Here is a 20,417-nt window from a genome sequence, read left to right on the forward strand (position 1 = left end):
TCACTCCCGATACAGATTCACCACCTTGGCGCCGCTGCTGCGCAGCGACGGGCGGTAGTCGAGCAGGCGCGACAACTCGCCCGCGGTATCCCTGACCTTCTCCACCATCGCATCCAGTTGCGCCGGATCGATATGCGCGGCGGGGATGGTGGCGCCCAACGCCGCCACCACCTTGCCGGTGCGGTCGCGCACGGGCGCGGCGATGGTGGAAATGCTGGCTTCGAAAAAGCCTTCCTGCAGCACGTAGCCGCGCTCGCGGTCGCGCTGCACGATCTCGTGCAGCTCGTCGACGGTGCGCGGCGTGCTCTCGGAAAACACCGCAAGCTGCGTCTCCGGGTACAGCGTGCGCAGTTCCGCCAGCGACAGGTCTTCCAGCAGCACGCGCCCCAGCACCGTGGCATGCGCGGGCAGGCGCGTGCCGACGTTGACCGAGCTGGCAAACGGCCGCGGCGACACCGCCTTGGCCACGTAGACGATCGAACGCCCGTCGCGCACCACCAGGTTGCTGGGATAGCCGATCTCGTCGCGCAGCCGCTCCAGCAGCGGGCGGCCCAGCTCGGTCAGCTCCAGCGACGCCAGGTATTCAAACCCCAGGCGCAGCACGGCCATGCCCAGCCGGAAATCCCGGCCGCCATCGGCGCGCTCGACAAAGCCCAGCATTTCCAGCGTGGCCAGCAGGCGGAACACGGTCGAGCGCGGCACCTTCAGGCGGCGCGCCAGTTCCGCTGCCGACATGGTGCGGTCCTTGCTGCTGAACTCGCTCAGCAGGCGCAGGCCGCGCTCCAGGCCCGGGACGATGTACTTGTCCGGGGTTCCGCTGGCGGCGGGCGTGGCCGGGATGGGGTTGCTGCTCATGGCTTCGGTGGATGCGTGCTGACGGACGTTCGTCGGCATCAGCGCTTGATCTTCGTCAGCGGATGCTCGGGCGGGTAGGTCGGCGTGATCGGCTTCTTCGCGCCCAGCATCACGCACATCAGCGCGTCTTCCTCGCCGATGTTGATTTCCTCGCGGTAGACGCCCGGCGGCACCGAGACCAGGTCGCGGTCGGTCAGGATGGTCTCGTAGCGCTCGCCGTCCTTTTCCAGGATCAGCTTGACCTTGCCGCGCAGGATGAAGAACACCTCTTCCACGTCGGTGTGGATATGCGACGGGCCTTCATGGCCGGCCGGGATGATCATGGTGGAGAAGGTGAAATGCTCGCTCGGCACGGTGTTGGTGTCGGCGGCCACGCCGGTGCCGCCGGTGCCCAGGTAACGCATCTGCGCGCGGCGGTACTTGGGGTCGTAGTCGGCCTGGAACTTCAGCGCGTCCCAGTCGTACTTGCGCGTGGAGAAGCGCGCCACGCGGCTTTCCATCCATTGGTCGAACGAAGCGTTCTCCGGCTGGTCCCAGGAACGCTTGATGTTTTGCGGTTGAGAAAGATCGCTCATTTGGATTCCTTCTGTTTTCAGTGGATCGGTTGGATCAATGCATGACAAAGCCGCCGTTGACCGCCAGCGTCTGGCCGGTCACGAAACGGGCGAGGTCGGACAGTGCAAACAGCACCGCGCCGCAAACATCGTCGGGCAGTTGCTCGCGCGTGATCGCGCGCTGCTCGCGGTACAGGTCGTGCCGGTGCTGCGGCACGTATTCGGTGGCTTCCACCAGCGTCAGGCCCGGGGCCACGGCGTTCACCGTGATCTGGTCCTTGCCCAGTTCACGCGCCAGCGAACGGGTCATGCCGATGATGGCGCTCTTGCTCGCCACGTAGGCAAGCAGGTTGGGCGCGCCCCACAGCGGCGTGTCCGAAGCCAGGTTGACGATGGCGCCGCGGCCGCTGGCGCGCAGCGCCGGCAGGCAGGCGGTGGTCATCAGCCAGGTGCCGCGCACGTTGACGTTCATCACGCGGTCCCAGGTGGCGATGTCGATGGCGGCGGCGTCACGGCCGCCGGAATCCGTCACGGCGGCGTTGTTGACCAGGCCGTCGAGCCCGCCCAGCGCCTTGACCGCGGCCTCGGCGCAAGCCTGCACCGAGGCCGGATCGGACAGGTCCAGCGTGACCGGCACCACCTTCAGGCCGCGGGCGCGCAGGGCGTCGGCTTCCTGCTGCAGGCGCTCGGCCAGGATGTCGGCCATGGCCACGGTGGCGCCGGCTTCGGCCAGCGCCTTGACGAAGGCCAGGCCCAGTCCGCGCGCGGCGCCGGTGACCAGCACCTTGCGCCCGGCCAGCAGCGTGTTGTTGGTGTTTGCCTCAGGCATGGCTGGCGGCTCCGGCGGGTTGCAGCGTGGCGACGGGCTCGTCGGCCACTTCCTGCTCGGCGCGGCGCTTGAGCAGGCGGCGCACGCGGGTAATGCCGGCGTCGTGCTGGTACAGCATCTCGTGGTCGCGCGCGTTCGGGGCCATCATTTCCAGCACCACGCGGTCCTGCTCCAGCACGTCCCAGTGCAGCTGCTCCAGGCGGTTGCGGTACAGGAAGCGCCACACGTCGCGCTCCCAGCCCTGCACGTGGCGGGTACGCCAGAAGAACACCATGCAGTGGTCTTCATCCACCGGCGTGGCCATGCCGACGATGCCGAACGGGCCGCCGGGGCCGACGCTGGCGCGGTACGGAATCGCCAGGCGCAGCCACAGCGTGCCGGTCTCGCCAAATTCCACCCAGTCGAAATTGACGCCGCGCTGGCCGGTCTTCTCGAACACCAGGCCGTGCTCGGTCTCGCGCACCTGCATCACGGCGGACTTCTCGCCGCTGGCCATCGAGTGCGACACCGCATGCAGGTAGGCGCCGTGCATCGGGTCCATCACGTTGTCGATGGCGTAGCGGTAGTTGCAGTCCCAGTGCGCCACGCACAGGAAGTTGCTGTGTTCCTCGCTGACCAGTTCTTCCGGCAGGCGCAGTTCGTCGGGGCTGCCCTCGCCTTGCGGGGCCTGGTCCCCGAACCACAGGAAGATGGCGCCGGCCTTCTCCTGCACCGGGTAGCTGCGCACGCAGGTGCGGCCTTCCAGCGGGCAGCTTTCCACCGCCGGCACGCTCTTGACCTGGCCATCGCCGCCGACTTCGACGCCGTGGTACCAGCAGGCAACGCGGTCGCCCAGGTTCCAGCCCATCGACAGGCGCGCGCCGCGGTGCGGGCAGCGGTCTTCCAGGGCGTGGACCTGGCCTTCGCCGTCGCGCCACAGCACGATGTTCTGGCTCAGGCGGGTAATGCCGATCGGGGCATGGGACACCGCCCACGAGGCGGCGACCGGGTACCAGTAGTTGCGCAGGCCGGTGTTCAGGCGGGCTTCGGTGCGGGCTTGCTTGTTCGATTCCATGGTTTTCTCGCTTCGAGGCTGGACTTGGACTGGGGCGGGCTCAGGCACCCAGCCGGCGCATTTCGGACAGGAAGCGCTCTTCGGTCCAGGGCTGGCCGTCCACGCCCAGGAAGCCGGCGTCATTGAAGGCGCGCACGATGTCCTGCGGGTTCTGCGCGCCGCCTTCGAACGCGGCTTCGAGGGCATCGCCCAGCGCGTTCTCATAGGCGGTCGGCGCGGCGGCGCGGGTCTGCCAGACGATGTTGGCGACCTTGCCGGGCTGCTCGATATGGCCCTTGCCTGCCACGTTGTTCGGCGCCGGACGCTCCCAGGGCACCAGGTTCGGGTTGTACGAGAGGCTTTCCATTGCGCTTTGCTCCATGTCTTGCAGCGGGGGGACCGTGTTCCGCGTGCCTCGCCGACCGGTCTTGCGATCGCCTGGCTACGTTTTACTAATGAAACACTGGTTTAGATATTGAACACAGGTACGACTATAGACAACGCGGCCGCAAAAATTGACTGGGGTTAACCCGCGATCGGCATACGAAATCTGGAACGGGTGGCGCAAGCTGCGCGACACCGCTCGGGATGCGGCGGCAGGCGCCGCCGCGGTGGCTTCAGGTGGCGTCGTCCAGCACCGAGCGGATCAGCCGCGCGGTGGCGGCGGCCTGGTCGATATAGCAGGCGTGGCCGGCATCGGGGATCAGCGAGAACGGCAGGCCGAAGCGTTCGGCCAGCGTGCCGCAGGCTGGCGGCGTGGTGACGACATCGCGGCTGCCGCAGGCGATCTGCGTGGGCAAGGCATCGGGGCGCCGCGCCAGGTAGGCGTGGATGTCGTCGCCGCACAGCATCGCCACCGCCTGGCGGTAGCCGTCCGGGTTCAGCCGCTGCATGTTCCAGCGCACCCATGCCTGGGCGCCGGGGTCGGCTTCCTCGCTCAGCAGCCGGGCCGGGCCGCGTTGCGCCAGGCCATCGACGCCCAGGGATTCCAGCGCCTCCAGCCGCTGCCGCGCCACTTCCCTTGCCTGTGCCTCCCTGCCCGCGCCGCCGTAGCCTTGCGCCACGCTGAGCAACAGCAGGCGCGCGGGCAGCTGGCGCGCGTTGGCAACATAGGCCGCCGCCATCAGCGCGCCCAGCGAATGCCCGACGATCAACGCCGGCTGCACGCCCAGTGCCTGCAGCAGCCGGTCCAGCCGCTGCGCGTAGTCCGACGCCAGCGGTCGCGCCTGCGGCAGCGGCGACGAATCGCCATAGCCCGGCGCATCCCAGGCGATCACCCGCGCGTGCGCGGCCAGCAGGCTCGCGCACGGCAGCCACGACGCCGCCCCGGAACTGATGCCGTGCAGCAGCACGACCGCCGGGCCCGTGCTCCCGCCGCTGCGGTAAGCCACGCGCTCGCCGTCCGCGCCCACCTGCACCACGCGCTGGGCAAACCCGCTGTCGAGGGCTTCCAGCAACTGCCGGTCTGGCTCGGCCAGGATGTGGGGCTGATTTTGTTCCATATATAAAACTTAGGTTTGAGAATAAAACTTTTAAAGCATAGGCGTGTCGGGGCCCAGCCGGGATGAGGGTTAACGATAGAAAGATCGGAAACCTCCGCGCAGAGCCGGCGTTAGCCGTCGCGGCGTCGCCTCACTAGGGATAACCCTCCTCACATCTTGTGGAAACTCGCAGCTATATTTTGCTTGACGTTTCTTATGTTGTTTGATGTTTCATATATAAAACACAAAAGAGACCGAAACAGCATCCGCTGCCGCCATCCGCAGTGGCAGCGGACGACAAGACGACAAAACGGAAAACGGAAGGAAACTGGTAGATGAAACTTGCACGAATCGCCGCAGGCCTGGCCGCGGCTTTCCCCCTGCTGGCCTCGGCACAATCCTCGGTCACCCTGTACGGGGTCATCGACACGGGCGTCGAGTATGTGAGCAATGTCGGCGCCAACGGCGACGGCCTGGTGCGCATGCCCAACCTGACCGCGACCGTGCCCTCGCGCTGGGGCATCCGCGGCACTGAAGACCTTGGCGGCGGCCTGAAGAGCATCTTCGTGCTGGAGTCGGGCTTCTCGCCGGATTCGGGCACCTCCAACCAGGGCGGCCGCCTGTTCGGGCGCCAGGCGCTGGTCGGGCTGAGCAACCAGTACGGGCAGCTGTCGTTCGGCCGCCAGTACACCATGCTGTTCTGGGCCACGCTCGACAGCGATGTCCTGGGGCCCAACGTGTACGGCTCGGGCTCGCTCGACAGCTACCTGCCCAATACGCGCGCCGACAACGCGGTGTCGTACAAGGCCAACTTCAGCGGTTTCGTGGTGGGCGCCACCTACAGCTTCGGGCGCGATGCGGTCAACGCCGGCCCCAGCCCCTCGGGCACCAACTGCGCCGGCGAGAACGCCACCGACAAGAAGGCGTGCCGCCAGTGGTCGGCCATGCTCGGCTACGACAACAAGACCTGGGGCGTCACCGCCGCGTATGACTCGCAGCGCGGCGGCCCGGGCGCCTTCGGCGGCCTGACCAACAGCAACCTGACCGACGACCGCCTGTCGCTCGGCGGCTACATGCTGTTCCAGCGCACCAAGATCGGCGCCGGCTGGATCCGCCGCGACAACGAGGGCAGCCCCACCCCGATCAGCGACCTGTACTACGCCGGCGCGTCCTACGACATCACCCCCGCGGTCAACCTGGCCGGCCAGGTCTACTTCCTGAACTACCACGGCAGCGACAACCAGGCCATGCTGTATACGCTGCGCGCGATGTACAGCTTCAGCAAGCGCACCTCGGTGTACGCCACCGCCGGCTTCATCAACAACGGCGGCCAGCTGGCCATGTCGGTCAGCGGCGGCTCGCCTGGCTCGAACCCGCGCCCGGGCGAGAACCAGTGGGGCTCGATGATCGGCATCAAGCACGTTTTCTGATTTCCTCCGCGCCCCCCCCGGCGGTACCGTCCGGCGCATGCAAGGCGCCGGACGCCAACACAGCCATTGGCCCCGGCCCGTCCGGGCGCCACGTCTTACAGAGGTCTGAACATCATGAAGTCCGTACGCCGCAAAGTACTCGCCACGCTGGCCGCCGCGACCGCCCTGGTCGCTGCCACCGGCGGCACCGCCCTGGCCCAGGGTGCGTACCCGAACAAGCCCATCACCATCGTTGTAGCCTATCCGGCCGGCGGCGACGTCGACGTGCTGGCGCGCCTGTTCGCGGAAAAGCTGGCCCCGCGCCTGAAGCAGTCGGTGGTGGTGGAAAACCGCACCGGCGCCGCCGGCACCATCGGCAGCGCCTACGTGGCGCGCGCCAACCCGGACGGCTACACCCTGCTGCTGGCCCCCAACACCGTCGCCCTCGCGCCGCTGGTGCTCAAGGCCGGCACCGGCGCCAGCTATGACGTGCAGCACGACCTCACTCCCATCAGCCAGATCGGCACGCAGTCGCTGTTCGTGGTCGTCAACAAGGGCAGCGGCATCACCAAGGTCAGCGAGCTGGTGGCGCGCGCCAAGGCCGGCAAGGTGGAAACCTATGCCACGCCCGGCAATGGCTCGCCGATGCACATCATGGGCGAAATGTTCAACAAGTCCGCCGGCATCAAGATCAGCCAGGTGCCCTACCGCGGCTTGGCGCCGGCCATCGTCGACGTGATCGGCGGGCAGGTGCCGGTGACCTACATCACCTATGGCGCAATCTCGCAGTATGTCGGCAACGGCAGCCTGGTGCCGCTGGCGGTTGCGGACCAGAAGCGCTCGCCGTTCGCGCCCAACGTGCCGACGCTGGCCGAGCTGGGCTACAAGGACGTGGAAATCGGCGCCTGGCAGGCCCTGCTCGGACCCAAGGGCATGCCGGCCGACCTGGTGCGCACGCTCAACACGCACGTCAACGAGATCCTGAAGATGCCCGACGTGGTGGCGCGCATGGCCACCATCGCGGTCACGCCTGCGGGCGGCGAGCCGGCGGTGCTGTCGAAGCTGATCGCCGCCGACACCGCCCGCTACACCAAGGTGGTCAAGGAGTTCGGCATCCAGGCGGACTAGCCTGAGGCCGGACCGCCAGGCGTCCCCGCCGCGTGCGGGACGCCTGGCTTTCAGCGCAGCAAACCGTACGCGCCAGGTGTAAGAATTACCCGCGGCGCGGCGACTCCCGCGCCACAGCCGCCATCGTTGCAAAGTGGCCCGGAAGTTGCTGGGTAGCGCGCATGGACCTGTCGTTCGACTGGCGCGAAGCCCTCCTCCTGACCCTGTCCCCGCTCGAGATCATCGTGCGCGGCACGTTGATGTACTGGGTGCTGTTCCTGCTGTTCCGCTTCGTGGTCCGGCGCGACATCGGCTCGCTGGGCATCGCCGACCTGCTGTTGGTGGTGATCGTCGCCGACGCCGCGCAGAACGGCATGGCAGGCAACGGCGAGAGCGTCGCCGATGCCGTGCTGCTGGTGGTCACGCTGATCGCCTGGAACCGGCTGATCGACCTGCTGGCCTACCACTCCCCCGCTTTCCAGCGCTTTGCCGAACCCAGGAAGGTGCTGCTGGTGCGCAATGGCACCAAGCTGCGCGAGAACATGCGGCGCGAATCCATCACCGACGAAGAGCTCGAAGCCAAGTACCGGCAGGAGGGACTGGAATCGATCGACGAGGTCAAGGCGCTGTACCTGGAGGCCGACGGCAAGGTCAGCGTGGTCAAGAAGAAGTAAGCGCCTGGCCGGCGCATGGCACCGGCCGGCCGAGGCAGCCCTTGCTGCCTTAGAGATCGGCGAACCTGCGCCCCTGCGCCGCCAGTTCCTCCAGCAGTGGCGCCGGCGCGAAGTCCGCGCCATACAGCGCCTCATAGCGCCGCATCGCCGCCAGCACCTTGTCCAGCCCGATGGTGTCGGCATAGAACATCGGGCCGCCGCGATACACCGGCCAGCCGTAGCCGTTCACCCAGATCACGTCGATGTCCGAGGCGCGGATCGCCTTGCCTTCCTGCAGGATCTTCGCGCCTTCGTTGATCATCGGATAGATGCAGCGCTCCAGGATCTCCTGCTCCGACACCACGCGGCTGTTCCTGCCCTGTTTCGCGGCGAAGTCGCGAATGACCTGCTCGACCACCGGCGACGGCTTCGCGTTGCGCTGTTCGTCGTAGTCGTAGTAGCCGGCGCCGGCCTTCTGCCCGCGGCGGTCCATCTCGCACAGCACCTCGCGCAGCGTCGAGCCGCTGGACTTCTCGCGCACCCAGCCAAGGTCAAGCCCGGCGAGATCGCTCATGGCGAAGGGGCCCATCGGAAAGCCGAAGTCGTACAGCACGCGGTCCACGTCCCACGGCAGCGCCCCGTCCAGCACCAGCTTCTGGGCCTCGCGCTGGCGCTGGGCCAGCATGCGGTTGCCGACAAAACCCGGGCATACCCCGACCAGCGCCGCGACCTTGCCGATCTTGCGCGCGAGTTCCATCGCGGTGCGGATCACCGGCTTTGCGGTCTTGTCGCCGCGCACCACTTCCAGCAGCTTCATCACGTTGGCGGGCGAGAAGAAATGCAGGCCGATGACCGCCTCCGGGCGCGAGCTCGCGGCCGCGATCACGTTCACGTCCAGCGCCGAGGTATTGGTGGCAAGGATGGCGCCCGCTTTGGCGATCCTGTCCAGCTTGCCGAACAGCTCCTGCTTGACCTCCATGTTCTCGAACACCGCTTCGATGATCAGGTCGGCATCGGCCAGCAGCTGCAGGTCCAGCGTGGGCGTGAGCAGCGCCATGCGGGCCTCGACATCGGCCGCGCTCAGGCGCCCCTTGCGCGCGGTGTTGTCGTAGTTGGCCCGGATCGTCTTCAGGCCGCGGTCCAGCGCCTGCTGCGAGGACTCGACGATGGTCACCGGATAGCCGGCGTTGAGGAAGTTCATGGCGATGCCGCCGCCCATGGTGCCCGCGCCGACGATGCCGATGCGCCTGACCGCAAGGGCGGGCGTGTCGGCTCCCACATCCGGCACGTTCCATACCTGGCGCGAGGCAAAGAAGTAGTAGCGCTGGGCCGCCGACTGCGTGCCGTTGAGCAGTTCGGTGAACAGCTCGCGCTCGCGCTTCAGGCCGGCTTCGAATGGCAGCTCCACCGCCGCCTCGATGCAGCGGATATTGAACTCGGGCGCATCGAAGCCGCGAAAGCGCCGCGCATTGGCCTTGCGGAAGGCAGCGAACAGTTCCGGCTTGCCGCGCGCGGCCGCCACCTTGTCATCGGATTCGCGCACCTTGCGCAGGGGCCGCTTCTCGGCCACCACCTTGCGTGCGAACGCCACCGCGTCGGCACGCAACGAGGCGTCATCGGTCAGCAGGTCGACCAGACCCATCTCCGCCGCTGCGCTGGCCGCCACGTGCGTGCCCGAGGTGACCATCTCCAGCGCCTGTTCCGGGCCCACGATACGCGGCAGCCGCTGGGTGCCGCCCGCCCCCGGCAGCAGGCCGAGATTGACTTCCGGCAGCCCGCACTTTGCCGAGCGCGTGGCAATGCGGTAGTGGCACACCAGCGCCAGCTCCAGCCCGCCGCCGAGCGCGGTGCCGTGGATGGCAGCCACCACCGGCTTGGGCGCGTCCTCGATCATGGCCTGCACCTCCGCCAGCGACGGGCCCGCCGGCGGCTTGCCAAACTCGGTGATGTCCGCGCCCGCGACAAAGGTCTTGCCGGCGCAGATCAGCACCACGGCCTTGACGGCATCGTCGGCCAGCGCGCGCGCCATGCCGTCGCGGATGCCGCTGCGCACGGCGGCGGACAGTGCATTGACGGGGGGCGAGTCGAGGCTCAGGACGGCGATGTCGGCGTCCACCGTGAGGTCGGTCACGGCGTTGATGGCGGTCATGGATCGGTTCTCCTGGATTGAATCGGTGTGGGGTGCCGGTGCAGGCCCGGCGGATGCTCAAGCGCCGCCCTGCGCCGGCGCGGGTCGACAATGCGCAGGGCCAGCACGAAGGCGGCGCACTTGACCACGATGGCGAGCGCGAACACCACCCAGAAGCGCACGCCCTGGGCCAGCAGGCCGCCGCAGACCGGGCCGATGGCCATCATCGCGTAGGTGGCGGTATCGGACACCGCCAGCAGCATGGGCCGGTCCTTGCGGCTGCCGAACTCCATCACGAGGTTGTCAGCCGAGATGAAGAAGCCGCCAAAGGCGGCCCCCAGCCCACAGAAGGCAAGCAGGAAGCCGGGCAGCGTGGTGCCGCACAACAGCAGCAGCGTTGCCGCCACCCACAGCGCGATGCTGGCCAGGAACACCAGCCGGTAGCCGTGGCGGTCGGCGATGCGGCCCCAGGCCAGGCTGCTGGTGGTCTGCGCCAGCAGGTAGGCCAGGCTCATGTAGCCCAGCACCGCACCGGACAGGTCGATATGGGTGCCGGCATAGATCGCATAGAACGGCATCGCCATCATGCCGGACGCCACCAGCGCGCGCGCCACGAAAAAGCGCACGAAATCGCGGTCCGCACGCAGCAGCGCCGGCACCTCGGCCAGGCGGCGCAGGAAGCCCGCCGGCAGGCGCACGTCGTGCAGGGTCGGCTCGCGCATCTGCGTGAGCGCTGAAATGCCGATGCTGGTCAGCACAAAGGCCGCCAGGAAGGTGGCGGCATAGCCGTTGCCCAGCACCTGGTTGCCCACCAGGTAGCGCCCGCCCAGCCACGCCACCGCGGCCGCGGTGAGCCCGCCGCAGAAATTGCGCAGCGCGGTCAGCCGGCCGCGGCGCGCCAGTGGGATGATCTTGGAGGTCAGGTAGTTGAAGCTGACGTTCTGCACGCCGTTGAGCAGCCCGAACAGCAGCAGGAAGATGCCCGCCGCGACCAGCGCCGCCCGTCCCGACAGCCACAGCGCCGACAGCGCCAGCCCCAGGATCTGCGCGCGCACCAGCCAGCCCACCAGATAGATCAGCGGCATGACGCGCGGGCGGTGCTCGATCAGCGTGGCGCCCCAGATCGACGACGCGGCCATGCCCGCATATTGCGCGGACAGCACGATGCCGACAGTCAGCTTGGAGCCGGACAGCAGGTACAGGTAGGCCGGCACGAAGGTGGGCGCGGTCACCAGCCGGAACCCGGTCATGCCCAGCATGCCGTGCGCCAGGTAGGCGCGGGCGTTGCGCGGCAGGTGCTGGTCGACATGCTGGAGATAGCACCGCTCAGCCTGTTCATGCGCGCTCAGGTCAGGCCCCTCGTCGGGGCCGGCTACCCGCTCGGGGGTCCGCTCGCCTGTCATGCGCCGAGACCTGTGCCGCCTGAATCCACCCAGCGCACGCAGTCCGGCGCCCGGGCACCGGGATACGAAACGGTTCGCTGGTCGAGCGAAGGCATGACGACGGGCACGGCTTGGTCTCCCTATGGCACCGGTCTGCGTTGGCAAGCTGCCTGTCCGGCATCGCACGCAACCAGCGCATCCCGTTTTTTAGTGATAGCAGTATGTTTTGAATGGATGCTACCACAGGAAACATCTTCAACGCCCGGCCTTCCTTTCACTGGATGACTACGTCGAATTACCGCTTATTTCCCCGGATTTTTCGTGCTGCAGCGCAACCTCAGACATGACCCATGGCCTGCAATGCACGCACATCGGAGATCCGGCCGCTGCTCCCGCCACATCCATTTTAGGTAATTGAGTATTGACGCTGCCAGATGCGACTTGTATAACGGGATACGCCGCCTGGCCGACCAGCCAGGTGCGGGCGACCTCACCGGCAGCGCGCCAGAGAAAGAGGCGTCCAGCGAAAGGCACCTGAGCACAAGGAGACACGCGTGGACGAGTTGGAGACCTTCCGGCAGCAGGCGCGCGCCTGGCTGGAGCAGAACTGTCCGGCCGAGATGCGGCAGCCGGTGCGCAACGAAGACGACATCTGCTGGGGCGGGCGCAGGTTCCGCTTCCAGTCCGAGGCCCAGCGCCAGTGGCTTGGCCGCATGGCCGACAAGGGCTGGACCGTGCCCGAATGGCCCACGGAATACGGCGGCGCCGGCCTGGCGCGCGAGCAGGCCAAGGTGCTGCGCGAGGAAATGGCCCGGCTCGGCTGCCGCGTGCCGCTGCAGAGTTTCGGCATCTCCATGCTTGGCCCCGCCCTGCTCAGGTACGGCACCGAAGCCCAGAAGCGCGAGCACCTGCCCCGCATCGCCCGCGGCGAAATCCGCTGGTGCCAGGGCTACTCCGAGCCCAACGCCGGTTCCGACCTGGCCGCGCTGCAGACCCGCGCCGAGGACCGCGGCGATCATTTCCTGGTCAACGGCCAGAAGGTGTGGACGTCCTATGCCGACCAGGCCGACTGGATCTTCTGCCTGGTGCGCACCGATGTTGCGGCGCAAAAGCACACCGGCATCAGCTTCCTGCTGTTCGACATGGAAACGCCGGGTGTGACGACCCGGCCCATCCTGCTGATCTCCGGCAAATCCCCCTTCTGCGAGACCTTCTTCGACGACGTCGCGGTGCCGCGCGCACAGCTGGTCGGCGAGCTCAACGGCGGCTGGGAGATTGCCAAGTACCTGCTCACCCACGAGCGCGAGATGATCAGCGCCATCGGCAGCCGCGGCATGCGGCAGCCGCTTGGCGCGCATGCGGCAAAGGCCATCGGGCTGGACGCCGCCGGCCGGCTCGACGAGCCGATGCTGCGCGCACACGTCGCACAGTTCGAGATCGACGAAGCCGCCTTTGCCGCGGCCGGCGAGCGGGTGCGCGACCTGGCCCGCCAGGGCGAGGGCATCGCGGCGTTCTCGTCGGTGCTCAAGTACTACGGCGCGGAACTGAACAAGCGCCGCTACGAGCTGCTGATGTCAATCGGCGGCAGCGACGCGCTGGAATGGGAAAGCGAGCGCAGCCAGCAGGGCGCGCTGGCACGCGCGTGGCTGCGCAGCAAGGCGAACTCGATCGAGGGCGGCACCAGCGAGGTCCAGCTCAACATCGTCGCCAAGCGCCTGCTCGGCCTGCCGGGCGCCTGAGCCCGGCCCCGTGCGCTTCCCCCCGCTGCCCCGTACCCAGACTCGAGTCCGCCCATGCCCATCGTACTGAACCAGACGCAGGAAATGCTGCGCGACAGCGCCCTGACCTTCCTGCGCGAATCCGCCCCGATCTCCGCGCTGCGCATGCTGCGCGATACCCGCGACGAGACCGGCTTCTCCCGCGCCTTGTGGCAGCAGCTCGCTGAACTCGGCTTCGCCGGCGTGCTGGTGCCCGAGCAATATGGCGGCAGCGGCCTGGGCGTAGTGGAGGCCGGCGTCATCATGGAAGCGATCGGGCGCACGCTGGCGCCCTCGCCGTTCCTGTCCACCGCCGTGCTGGGCGCGGCGCTGCTCAGCCACTACGGCAGCGATGCGCAGCGCACGGCGATGCTGCCCGCCATCGCCGCCGGCCAGCACCTGACCGCGCTGGCACTGGAAGAGAGCGCCAGGCACCGGCCCACGCGCCATGCCCTGCGCGCAAGCGCCGACGGCGACGGCTTCCGCCTCGATGGCGACAAGGTCTTTGTCGTCGATGGCCACGTCGCCGACACCCTGATCGTGGCGGCGCGCACCGCCGGCGCGCGCGACGACCGCGACGGCATCACGCTCTTCCTGGTGCCCGCCGGCAGCGCCGGCCTCTCGATCGAGCGCACAGTCATGGCCGACGCCACCAATGCGGCGCGCGTGACCCTGCGCGAGGTCCGGCTGCCGGCCGCCGCTGTGCTGGGCACCCCCGGCAATGGCGCCGCCATGCTGGAGCGCGTGCTGGACGTGGGCCGCGCCGTGCTGGCATCCGAACTGCTCGGCATCGCCGACGAAACCTTCGACCGCACGCTTGCCTACCTGAAGGAGCGCCGCCAGTTCGGCCGCATCATCGGCGAGTACCAGGCGCTGCAGCACCGCGCCGCGCACCTGTTCACCGAGATCGAGATCACCCGCGCCGCCGTGCTGCAGTGCCAGCAGCGGCTCGATGCCGGCACGGACGACGCCGCCGGCCTGGTCTGCGTGGCCAAGGCGCGCGCTGGCACCACCGCGACTCTGGCCGTGCAGGAGGGCGTGCAGATGCATGGCGGCATCGGCATGACCGACGCGCTGGAGATCGGCTTCTTCATGAAGCGGGCACGCACCGCCCAGGAACTGCTCGGCGATACCAACGTCCAGTTGCAGCGCTGGGCGACGCTGCGCGGCTACTAGCCGGCGCGTCCCGCATACCGCCGCGGGACCATGGAAAACCACTAGCTTTTCCGCGCGGCAATCGGGTTGTTTTCGTTTCGAACGATCAGTATGCTGGGATCACGGCCTCGCAAGACCACCCGCAACGGTATTTCGCCACTGGCGCAATATCAAGAAATCACCCCCCCTCAGCAGCATGATCCGGTGCTGGCGGATGCAAGGGGATCGGGAGACAGGAGACGACATGTACCAAGCATCATGCAGATTCGTGTTGCCGGTATCTTCCGTTTCGGCTAGCCGCGCCAAGGCAGGGCTGCGATGAGCGCCTACGTGCTGCGCCGGCTGCTGGCGCTGATTCCCACGCTCTTGTTTGCCAGCCTGATCGTCTTCACCATCGTGCGCATGGTGCCGGGCGATGTGGTCGACCTGATGCTGAGCCAGAACGACATCAGCGCCGATACCCGTACCCGTGAAGACCTGGTCCGCGCCCTCGGCATGGACCGCCCGATGTGGCAGCAGTATGTGCGCTGGGTCGGCGGCATCGCGCTGCGCGGCGACCTGGGCCAGTCGCTGTGGCAGGGCGAGCCGGTGCTGTCGATGGTGACCGCGCGCATTCCCGCCACGTTCTCGCTGGGCGTGATCGCGCTGGTGGTGGCGCTGTCGGTGGCGCTGCCGATCGGCGTGCTGTCGGCCATCCGCCAGGACAGCGCCGCCGACTATATCGCGCGCTCGTTCTCCATCCTGATGCTGGCCATCCCCAGCTTCTGGCTAGGCACCATGGTGATGGTGTTCCCGTCGGTCTGGTGGGGCTGGTCGCCCGAGGCCCGCTACGTGCCCTTCCATGAAGACCCGGTGCAGCATGTGCGCAACATGCTGATCCCCGCCATCGTGCTGGGCATGGCGCTGTCCGCCATCACCATGCGCATGACGCGCACCATGATGCTGGAGGTGCTGCGCCAGGACTATATCCGCACGGCCTGGGCCAAGGGCCTGAGCGAGCGCCTGGTGGTGCTGCGCCACGCCTTGCGCAATGCGCTGATCCCGGTGGTGACGCTGATCGGGCTGCAGGCGCCGCTGCTGATCGGCGGCGCGGTCATCATCGAGCAGATCTTCGCGCTGCCCGGCATGGGCCTGCTGCTGCTCGACGCCGTGCACCAGCGCGACTATCCGGTCATCACCGGCGTATTCCTGGTGGTGGGTGTCGCGGTGATGCTGATCAACCTGCTCGTCGACCTGAGCTACGGGCTGTTCGATCCGAAAGTGAGGCACCGCTGATGGCCAAGCCCGCCCTGCACCCCAATCCCGCCGCCCCCGCGGCCGCTGCCGCACCGGTCCGGCGCGCCGTGCCCGGCCGCGGGCTGCTCAGGCGGCTGTTCCGCGACAAGCCGCTGGGCGCCGCCGGCGCCGTCATCTGCGCCATCTTCCTGTTCTGCGGCGTGTTCGCCGACCTGCTGGCGCCGTACGGCATGAACGAGATCAGCATGCTGCAGCGGCTGCAGGCGCCCTCCTGGGCGCATCCGTTCGGCACCGACAACCTTGGCCGCGACATGCTGTCGCGCTGCCTGTACGGCGCGCAGCTGTCGGTGGTGATCGGCCTGAGCGCGGCCACGCTGGCCACGGCGATCTCGGTGCTGCTCGGCATCCTGACCGGCTACCTCGGCGGCAAGCTGGACCTGATCGTGCAGCGCATGGTCGATGCCTGGATGAGCTTCCCGGACCTCGTGATCCTGATCGTGGTGGTCTCGGTGCTGGGCCCGGGCAGCTGGCAGATCGTCTGCACGCTGGGGCTGCTGCTTGGCATCGGCGGCTCGCGCATCGTGCGCAGCGCGGTGGTCTCGGTGCGCGAGAACATGTATGTCCACGCCGCGCAGTCGATGGGCGCGTCCACCACGCGCATCCTGTGGCGCCATATCCTGCCCAATGTGCTGCCCCCGGTGATCGTGCTGTTCACCACCCGGGTCGGCACGGCAATCCTGGCGGAATCGGGCCTGTCCTTCCTGGGCCTGGGCGTGCCGCCGCCCGCGCCGACCTGGGGCGGCATGCTGTCCGGCGATGGGCGCACCTTCATGTTCCAGGGCCCCTGGCTGGCGCTGGCGCCGGGCATCTGCCTCACTATCGTGGTCTACGCGATCAACATCTACGGCGACGCCCTGCGCGACCTGCTGGACCCGCGCATGCGCGGCACACGCTAGCACCTGTCCCGAATTGCAGTCCCCTGCCGCTAGCGCGGTGGGGCACGGAATCTCCCGGCGGCGATGCCGCCGGGCCAACGGCAGTCGACCACGGAGGGCTTCGGTTTGAACACACAGGCATCCTCGATGTTGGCGGGCGTGGTGCTCGCATTGTGCGCGGCCACGGCCAACGCGCAGAGCGACGCGCCCAAATACGGCGGCACGCTGGAGATCGGCTCGGTCTACCCGACCATCTCGGCACTGTCATGGGACCTCGCCGACTGGAACTGGAAGCAGAACTACGACACCGGCCAGGTCTACGAGCAGCTGTTCGTGGCCGACCTGTCCAAGTCCAGGCGCCTCGGCGGCAAGTACAGCTTCCAGGCCGACGCGTGGCTGCCCGAGGACGCCATCCGCGGCGAACTGGCCGAAAGCTGGAAGTGGCTCGATCCGCAGACGCTGGAAGTCAGGCTGCGCAAGGGCGTCAGGTTCCCGGCCAAGCCCGGCGTGATGGAAGAGCGCGAACTGGTGGCGGACGACGTGGTCTTCAGCTACACGCGCCAGGCCGAAAGCGCGAAGAAGATCCCCACCTATTTCGACCACCTGGCCAAGGTGGAAGCGAAGGACAAGCATACGGTGCTGTTCCGCTTCAGCAAGTACAACGCCGAGTGGGACTACCGCTTCGGCTGGGGCTACTACTCCGGCATCATGCCGAAGGAGGTGGCCACCGCCGGCGCCGGCAACTGGAAGCACGTCAATGGCAGCGGCCCGTTCCAGCTGACCCAGTTCGTGCAGGGCAACGCCAGCACCTATACGCGCAACGCCTTGTACTGGGATACCGAGAAGGTGGGCAGCAAGGATTTCAAGCTGCCCTTCGTCGACAAGATGGTACTGCGCACCATCAAGGATGAAGCCACGCGCAACACCATGCTGCGCACGGGCAAGCTCGACGTCATGGAAGGCATACGCTGGACCTCGGTGGAAGAGCTGAAGAAGAGCGCGCCGCAGCTGCAGTGGTCGCGCTGGCTGTCCTTCACCGGGCAATACCTGGCCATGCGCGTGGACACCAAGCCCTTCAACGATATCCGCGTGCGCCGCGCGCTCAACATGGCGGTCAACAAGCAGGAGATCGTCAAGCAGTACTACGGCGGCAACGCGGAGCTGTTTGCCTATCCGCAGCACCCGGACTACGAGGGCTACTTCGAGCCGCTCAGCGCCATGCCTGAGAACGTGAAGGAGCTCTTCACCTACAACCCCGACAAGGCCCGCAAGCTGCTGGCCGAGGCCGGCTACCCCAAGGGCTTCAAGTTCAAGGTGCAGGTATGCGCCTGCGCGCCGGACCATATGGAGCTGCTGCCGCTGATTGCCGCGTACCTGGAACAGGTCAATGTGCGCATCGAGATCCAGCCGATGGAGTACGGCGCATTCCTGTCCGCGATGACGACGCGGACCAATGCGCCCGGCTACATGATGGCCAACGGCCATACCAATCCCACCACCACGATCCGCAAGAGCTTCGTGCCGGGACAGGTATGGAACGCCGCGCAGTGGGGCAACGACGCTTACACGAAGCGGGTCGAAGCCGCCTTTGAGCTGCGCGATCTCGGCAAGCGGCAGGAAGCGCTGCGCGGGCTGACGCGCGACATCCTGGCCGAGGCGCCTTATATCTGGCTGCCCACGCCCTACATGTACACCGCCTGGTGGCCATGGGTGCGCAACTACGGCGGCGAGCTGCGCGCGGGCGCGGTGCGGCCCGGGCCGATCTATGCACGCATGTGGATCGACCAGGACATGAAGAAGAAGCTTGGCTTCTGAGCCGCGCCACCCGAGGAGACACGCATGACGCAGCCCATCCTGCAGGTCAGGGACCTCACCACGCGCTTTCGCACCGATCGCGGCGTGGTGACCGCGGTCGACCAGGTCTCGTTCGACGTGGCCCCGGGCGAGACCCTGGCCATCGTCGGCGAATCCGGCTCGGGCAAGAGCGTGACGGCGCTGTCGATACTGGGCCTGATCCCCGCCCCGGGCGGTTCGATCGACTCCGGCGAGATCGTGTTCGAGGGCCAGGACTTGCTCAGGCTCGGCCCCCGCGGCATGCGTGCCATCCGCGGCAACCGGATCGCGATGATCTTCCAGGAGCCGATGTCATCGATGAACCCGGCGCTCACCATCGGCAAGCAGATTGCCGAGCCCATCCACCTGCATCGCGGACTGCCCTGGAAGACCGCGCTGGGGATGGCCGGCGAGCTGCTCGGCAAGGTCCAGATCCCCGAGCCCCAGAGCCGGCTTTCAGCCTATCCGCACCAGTTTTCGGGCGGCATGCGGCAGCGCGCGATGATTGCCATGGCACTGGCCTGCGAGCCGCGGCTGATCATCGCCGACGAGCCCACCACCGCGCTCGACGTCACCGTGCAGGCCCAGATCCTGGACCTGCTGAAGGACCTGGCCGAGCGCATGGGCACGGCACTGATCCTGATCACGCATGACCTGGGCGTGGTGGCGCGCTATGCCGACCGGGTTGCCGTGATGTACGGCGGCAGGCTGGTGGAAACCGCCTCCGCCGAGGCCCTGTACCGGCAGCCCGCCCACCCCTACACACGCGGGCTGATGGCCTCCGTGCCGCGCATTGACGGCGACACCCGGGAGCCGCTGGTTCCCATCGAAGGCCAGCCGCCCGACCTGACTGCGCTGGGCCCGGGCTGCGCCTTCCTGCCGCGCTGCAAGCAGGCGATCGACCAGTGCCGCAACGCCCGGCCGCCGTTGCTCGGCGTGCCGGACGCGGCCACGCGGCAGCTTTCCGACCAACATTTCAAGGCGTGCTTCCTCCATGAACTCCATTGAAGCGATAGCGGAGCCGGCAACGGGCAACGGCGGTGTGCAGGCGGGCATGCAGCATGACGTGCGGGCCGACGTGCAGAGTGGCGATGAGATCCTGCGCGTCGACGACCTCAAGGTGCATTTCCCGGTCACGCGCGGCGTGCTGCTCAAGCGCCAAGTGGGCTCGGTCAGGGCGGTCGACGGCGTGTCATTCACGCTGCGCCGTGGCGAGACCCTGGGCCTGGTCGGCGAAAGCGGCTGCGGCAAGTCCACCACCGGGCTTGCCATCCTCAAGATGCTGGCCGCCAGCGCCGGACGCATCGCCTTCCGCGGCGCCGACCTGGCCAGCTTCACGCGGGCGCAGGAGCAGCAATTCCGGCGCAGCGTGCAGATGGTCTACCAGGATCCCTTCGGCTCCCTGAACCCGCGCATGAAGGTCAGCGACATCATCAGCGAACCGCTGGAGGTGCATGATTTCCCCGGCGGTCGCAGCGCCCGCCGCGCGCGCGTGGCGGAGTTGCTGGACATGGTCGGGCTGCTGCCCTATATGGCGGACCGCTACCCGCACGAGTTCTCCGGCGGGCAGCGCCAGCGCATCGGCATCGCCCGCGCGCTGGCGCTCGGGCCCAGCGTCATCGTCTGCGATGAGCCGGTGTCGGCGCTCGACGTGTCGATCCAGGCGCAGGTGGTCAACGTGCTGATGTCGCTGCAGCGGCGGCTTGGCCTGTCCTACCTGTTCATCGCGCACGACCTGGCCGTGGTGCGGCATATCAGCGACCGCATCGCGGTGATGTACCTGGGCCGCATCGTCGAGATCGCGAGCCGCGAGGCGCTCTACGCCCGCCCCCGCCATCCCTACACCCAGGCGCTGCTGTCGGCGGTGCCGGTGGCCAGCGTGGAAGGCGAGCGCAGCCGCAAGCGCATCGTGCTGCAGGGCGAGGTGCCGAGCCCGATGAATCCGCCGTCGGGATGCCGCTTCCATACCCGCTGCCCGGTGGCGATGGCGCGTTGCCGCAGCGAAGACCCGGCGCTGCAGGCGCAGCCGGATGGCCAGATGGTGGCCTGCCACCTCTACACTTGAGCGTG

Annotated in this window: 18 protein-coding genes; 10 read left to right on the top strand and 8 right to left on the bottom strand. The window is 67.9% G+C overall.

The features are described 5' to 3' along the window. The 6 genes from C265_RS11780 to C265_RS11805 form a co-directional block, all read right to left on the bottom strand. The gene (locus tag C265_RS11780) at positions 1–855 is read right to left on the bottom strand and encodes an IclR family transcriptional regulator (RefSeq protein ID WP_037024198.1); all 855 of its coding nucleotides are present in this window, start codon (positions 853–855) and stop codon (positions 1–3) included. A 38-nt stretch (positions 856–893) separates the two neighbouring features. Further along, entirely contained in the window at positions 894–1,430 is a 537-nt protein-coding gene (locus tag C265_RS11785; protein ID WP_010811686.1) for a cupin domain-containing protein, read from the bottom strand. A gap of 34 nt (positions 1,431–1,464) precedes the next feature. Next, on the bottom strand, positions 1,465–2,238 hold the full coding sequence (locus C265_RS11790; protein WP_010811687.1) for an SDR family oxidoreductase: 774 nt from the start codon (positions 2,236–2,238) through the stop codon (positions 1,465–1,467). Then, the gene (locus C265_RS11795) at positions 2,231–3,292 is read right to left on the bottom strand and encodes an aromatic ring-hydroxylating dioxygenase subunit alpha (RefSeq protein WP_010811688.1); all 1,062 of its coding nucleotides are present in this window, start codon (positions 3,290–3,292) and stop codon (positions 2,231–2,233) included. Before C265_RS11795 ends, C265_RS11790 begins: the two co-directional genes overlap by 8 nt. Before the next feature lie 40 nt (positions 3,293–3,332). Continuing rightward, positions 3,333–3,638 carry a recombinase-like helix-turn-helix domain-containing protein gene (locus C265_RS11800; RefSeq protein ID WP_010811689.1) on the bottom strand — a complete coding sequence of 102 codons (306 nt, stop codon included), beginning with the start codon at positions 3,636–3,638 and terminating at the stop codon, positions 3,333–3,335. Positions 3,639–3,888: 250 nt separating this feature from the next. After that, on the bottom strand, positions 3,889–4,773 hold the full coding sequence (locus tag C265_RS11805; protein ID WP_010811690.1) for an alpha/beta fold hydrolase: 885 nt from the start codon (positions 4,771–4,773) through the stop codon (positions 3,889–3,891). A gap of 314 nt (positions 4,774–5,087) precedes the next feature. Here C265_RS11805 and C265_RS11810 point away from each other — a divergent pair, with 314 nt between their 5' ends. From C265_RS11810 to C265_RS11820, 3 genes are all read left to right on the top strand, one after another. Then, positions 5,088–6,182 (top strand): porin, encoded by a 1,095-nt coding sequence (locus C265_RS11810; protein WP_010811691.1) that lies wholly within the window; start codon positions 5,088–5,090, stop codon positions 6,180–6,182. Between the two features lie 114 nt (positions 6,183–6,296). Next, positions 6,297–7,289, top strand: coding sequence for a tripartite tricarboxylate transporter substrate binding protein (locus C265_RS11815; protein ID WP_010811692.1), 993 nt, complete (start codon positions 6,297–6,299; stop codon positions 7,287–7,289). A 161-nt stretch (positions 7,290–7,450) separates the two neighbouring features. Continuing rightward, the gene (locus C265_RS11820; RefSeq protein WP_010811693.1) at positions 7,451–7,942 is read left to right on the top strand and encodes a DUF421 domain-containing protein; all 492 of its coding nucleotides are present in this window, start codon (positions 7,451–7,453) and stop codon (positions 7,940–7,942) included. Positions 7,943–7,991: 49 nt separating this feature from the next. Here C265_RS11820 and C265_RS11825 read toward each other — a convergent pair whose 3' ends face one another. Continuing rightward, a complete protein-coding gene (locus C265_RS11825; RefSeq protein ID WP_010811694.1) occupies positions 7,992–10,070 on the bottom strand; it encodes a 3-hydroxyacyl-CoA dehydrogenase NAD-binding domain-containing protein in 2,079 nt (692 codons plus the stop codon). After that, positions 10,067–11,452 (bottom strand): MFS transporter, encoded by a 1,386-nt coding sequence (locus C265_RS11830; protein WP_010811695.1) that lies wholly within the window; start codon positions 11,450–11,452, stop codon positions 10,067–10,069. The genes C265_RS11825 and C265_RS11830 overlap by 4 nt, the downstream gene beginning before the upstream one ends. A 533-nt stretch (positions 11,453–11,985) precedes the next feature. Here C265_RS11830 and C265_RS11835 point away from each other — a divergent pair. The 7 genes from C265_RS11835 (at position 11,986) to C265_RS11865 (ending at position 20,412) form a co-directional block, all read left to right on the top strand. Continuing rightward, positions 11,986–13,170, top strand: coding sequence for an acyl-CoA dehydrogenase family protein (locus tag C265_RS11835; RefSeq protein WP_010811696.1), 1,185 nt, complete (start codon positions 11,986–11,988; stop codon positions 13,168–13,170). Positions 13,171–13,224: 54 nt separating this feature from the next. Further along, on the top strand, positions 13,225–14,364 hold the full coding sequence (locus tag C265_RS11840; RefSeq protein ID WP_010811697.1) for an acyl-CoA dehydrogenase family protein: 1,140 nt from the start codon (positions 13,225–13,227) through the stop codon (positions 14,362–14,364). Between the two features lie 297 nt (positions 14,365–14,661). Continuing rightward, positions 14,662–15,618: an ABC transporter permease gene (locus C265_RS11845; protein ID WP_010811698.1), complete on the top strand. Its 957-nt coding sequence runs from the start codon at positions 14,662–14,664 to the stop codon at positions 15,616–15,618. After that, positions 15,618–16,535, top strand: coding sequence for an ABC transporter permease (locus tag C265_RS11850; protein ID WP_010811699.1), 918 nt, complete (start codon positions 15,618–15,620; stop codon positions 16,533–16,535). The genes C265_RS11845 and C265_RS11850 overlap by 1 nt, the downstream gene beginning before the upstream one ends. 126 nt (positions 16,536–16,661) lie before the next feature. Further along, complete coding sequence (locus C265_RS11855) at positions 16,662–18,329, top strand: ABC transporter substrate-binding protein (protein WP_010811700.1); 1,668 nt, start codon at positions 16,662–16,664, stop codon at positions 18,327–18,329. A gap of 24 nt (positions 18,330–18,353) precedes the next feature. Further along, entirely contained in the window at positions 18,354–19,355 is a 1,002-nt protein-coding gene (locus tag C265_RS11860; protein WP_010811701.1) for an ABC transporter ATP-binding protein, read from the top strand. A 46-nt stretch (positions 19,356–19,401) separates the two neighbouring features. Continuing rightward, positions 19,402–20,412 carry an ABC transporter ATP-binding protein gene (locus C265_RS11865; RefSeq protein WP_037024202.1) on the top strand — a complete coding sequence of 337 codons (1,011 nt, stop codon included), beginning with the start codon at positions 19,402–19,404 and terminating at the stop codon, positions 20,410–20,412. Positions 20,413–20,417: the final 5 nt, after the last annotated feature.

It is taken from the genome of Cupriavidus sp. GA3-3 (assembly GCF_000389805.1).
GTDB lineage: Bacteria > Pseudomonadota > Gammaproteobacteria > Burkholderiales > Burkholderiaceae > Cupriavidus > Cupriavidus necator_D.

Bases quoted from the DNA above. Each gene is read 5' to 3' on its own strand.
- C265_RS11845 (WP_010811698.1), top strand. From the start codon at position 14,662: ATGAGCGCCTACGTGCTGCGCCGGCTGCTGGCGCTGATTCCCACGCTC.
- C265_RS11780 (WP_037024198.1), bottom strand. From the start codon at position 855: ATGAGCAGCAACCCCATCCCGGCCACGCCCGCCGCCAGCGGAACCCCG.
- C265_RS11800 (WP_010811689.1), bottom strand. From the start codon at position 3,638: ATGGAAAGCCTCTCGTACAACCCGAACCTGGTGCCCTGGGAGCGTCCG.
- C265_RS11790 (WP_010811687.1), bottom strand. From the start codon at position 2,238: ATGCCTGAGGCAAACACCAACAACACGCTGCTGGCCGGGCGCAAGGTG.
- C265_RS11805 (WP_010811690.1), bottom strand. From the start codon at position 4,773: ATGGAACAAAATCAGCCCCACATCCTGGCCGAGCCAGACCGGCAGTTG.
- C265_RS11860 (WP_010811701.1), top strand. From the start codon at position 18,354: ATGACGCAGCCCATCCTGCAGGTCAGGGACCTCACCACGCGCTTTCGC.
- C265_RS11815 (WP_010811692.1), top strand. From the start codon at position 6,297: ATGAAGTCCGTACGCCGCAAAGTACTCGCCACGCTGGCCGCCGCGACC.
- C265_RS11825 (WP_010811694.1), bottom strand. From the start codon at position 10,070: ATGACCGCCATCAACGCCGTGACCGACCTCACGGTGGACGCCGACATC.
- C265_RS11785 (WP_010811686.1), bottom strand. From the start codon at position 1,430: ATGAGCGATCTTTCTCAACCGCAAAACATCAAGCGTTCCTGGGACCAG.
- C265_RS11830 (WP_010811695.1), bottom strand. From the start codon at position 11,452: ATGACAGGCGAGCGGACCCCCGAGCGGGTAGCCGGCCCCGACGAGGGG.
- C265_RS11795 (WP_010811688.1), bottom strand. From the start codon at position 3,292: ATGGAATCGAACAAGCAAGCCCGCACCGAAGCCCGCCTGAACACCGGC.
- C265_RS11850 (WP_010811699.1), top strand. From the start codon at position 15,618: ATGGCCAAGCCCGCCCTGCACCCCAATCCCGCCGCCCCCGCGGCCGCT.
- C265_RS11865 (WP_037024202.1), top strand. From the start codon at position 19,402: ATGCAGCATGACGTGCGGGCCGACGTGCAGAGTGGCGATGAGATCCTG.
- C265_RS11855 (WP_010811700.1), top strand. From the start codon at position 16,662: ATGTTGGCGGGCGTGGTGCTCGCATTGTGCGCGGCCACGGCCAACGCG.
- C265_RS11810 (WP_010811691.1), top strand. From the start codon at position 5,088: ATGAAACTTGCACGAATCGCCGCAGGCCTGGCCGCGGCTTTCCCCCTG.
- C265_RS11840 (WP_010811697.1), top strand. From the start codon at position 13,225: ATGCCCATCGTACTGAACCAGACGCAGGAAATGCTGCGCGACAGCGCC.
- C265_RS11820 (WP_010811693.1), top strand. From the start codon at position 7,451: ATGGACCTGTCGTTCGACTGGCGCGAAGCCCTCCTCCTGACCCTGTCC.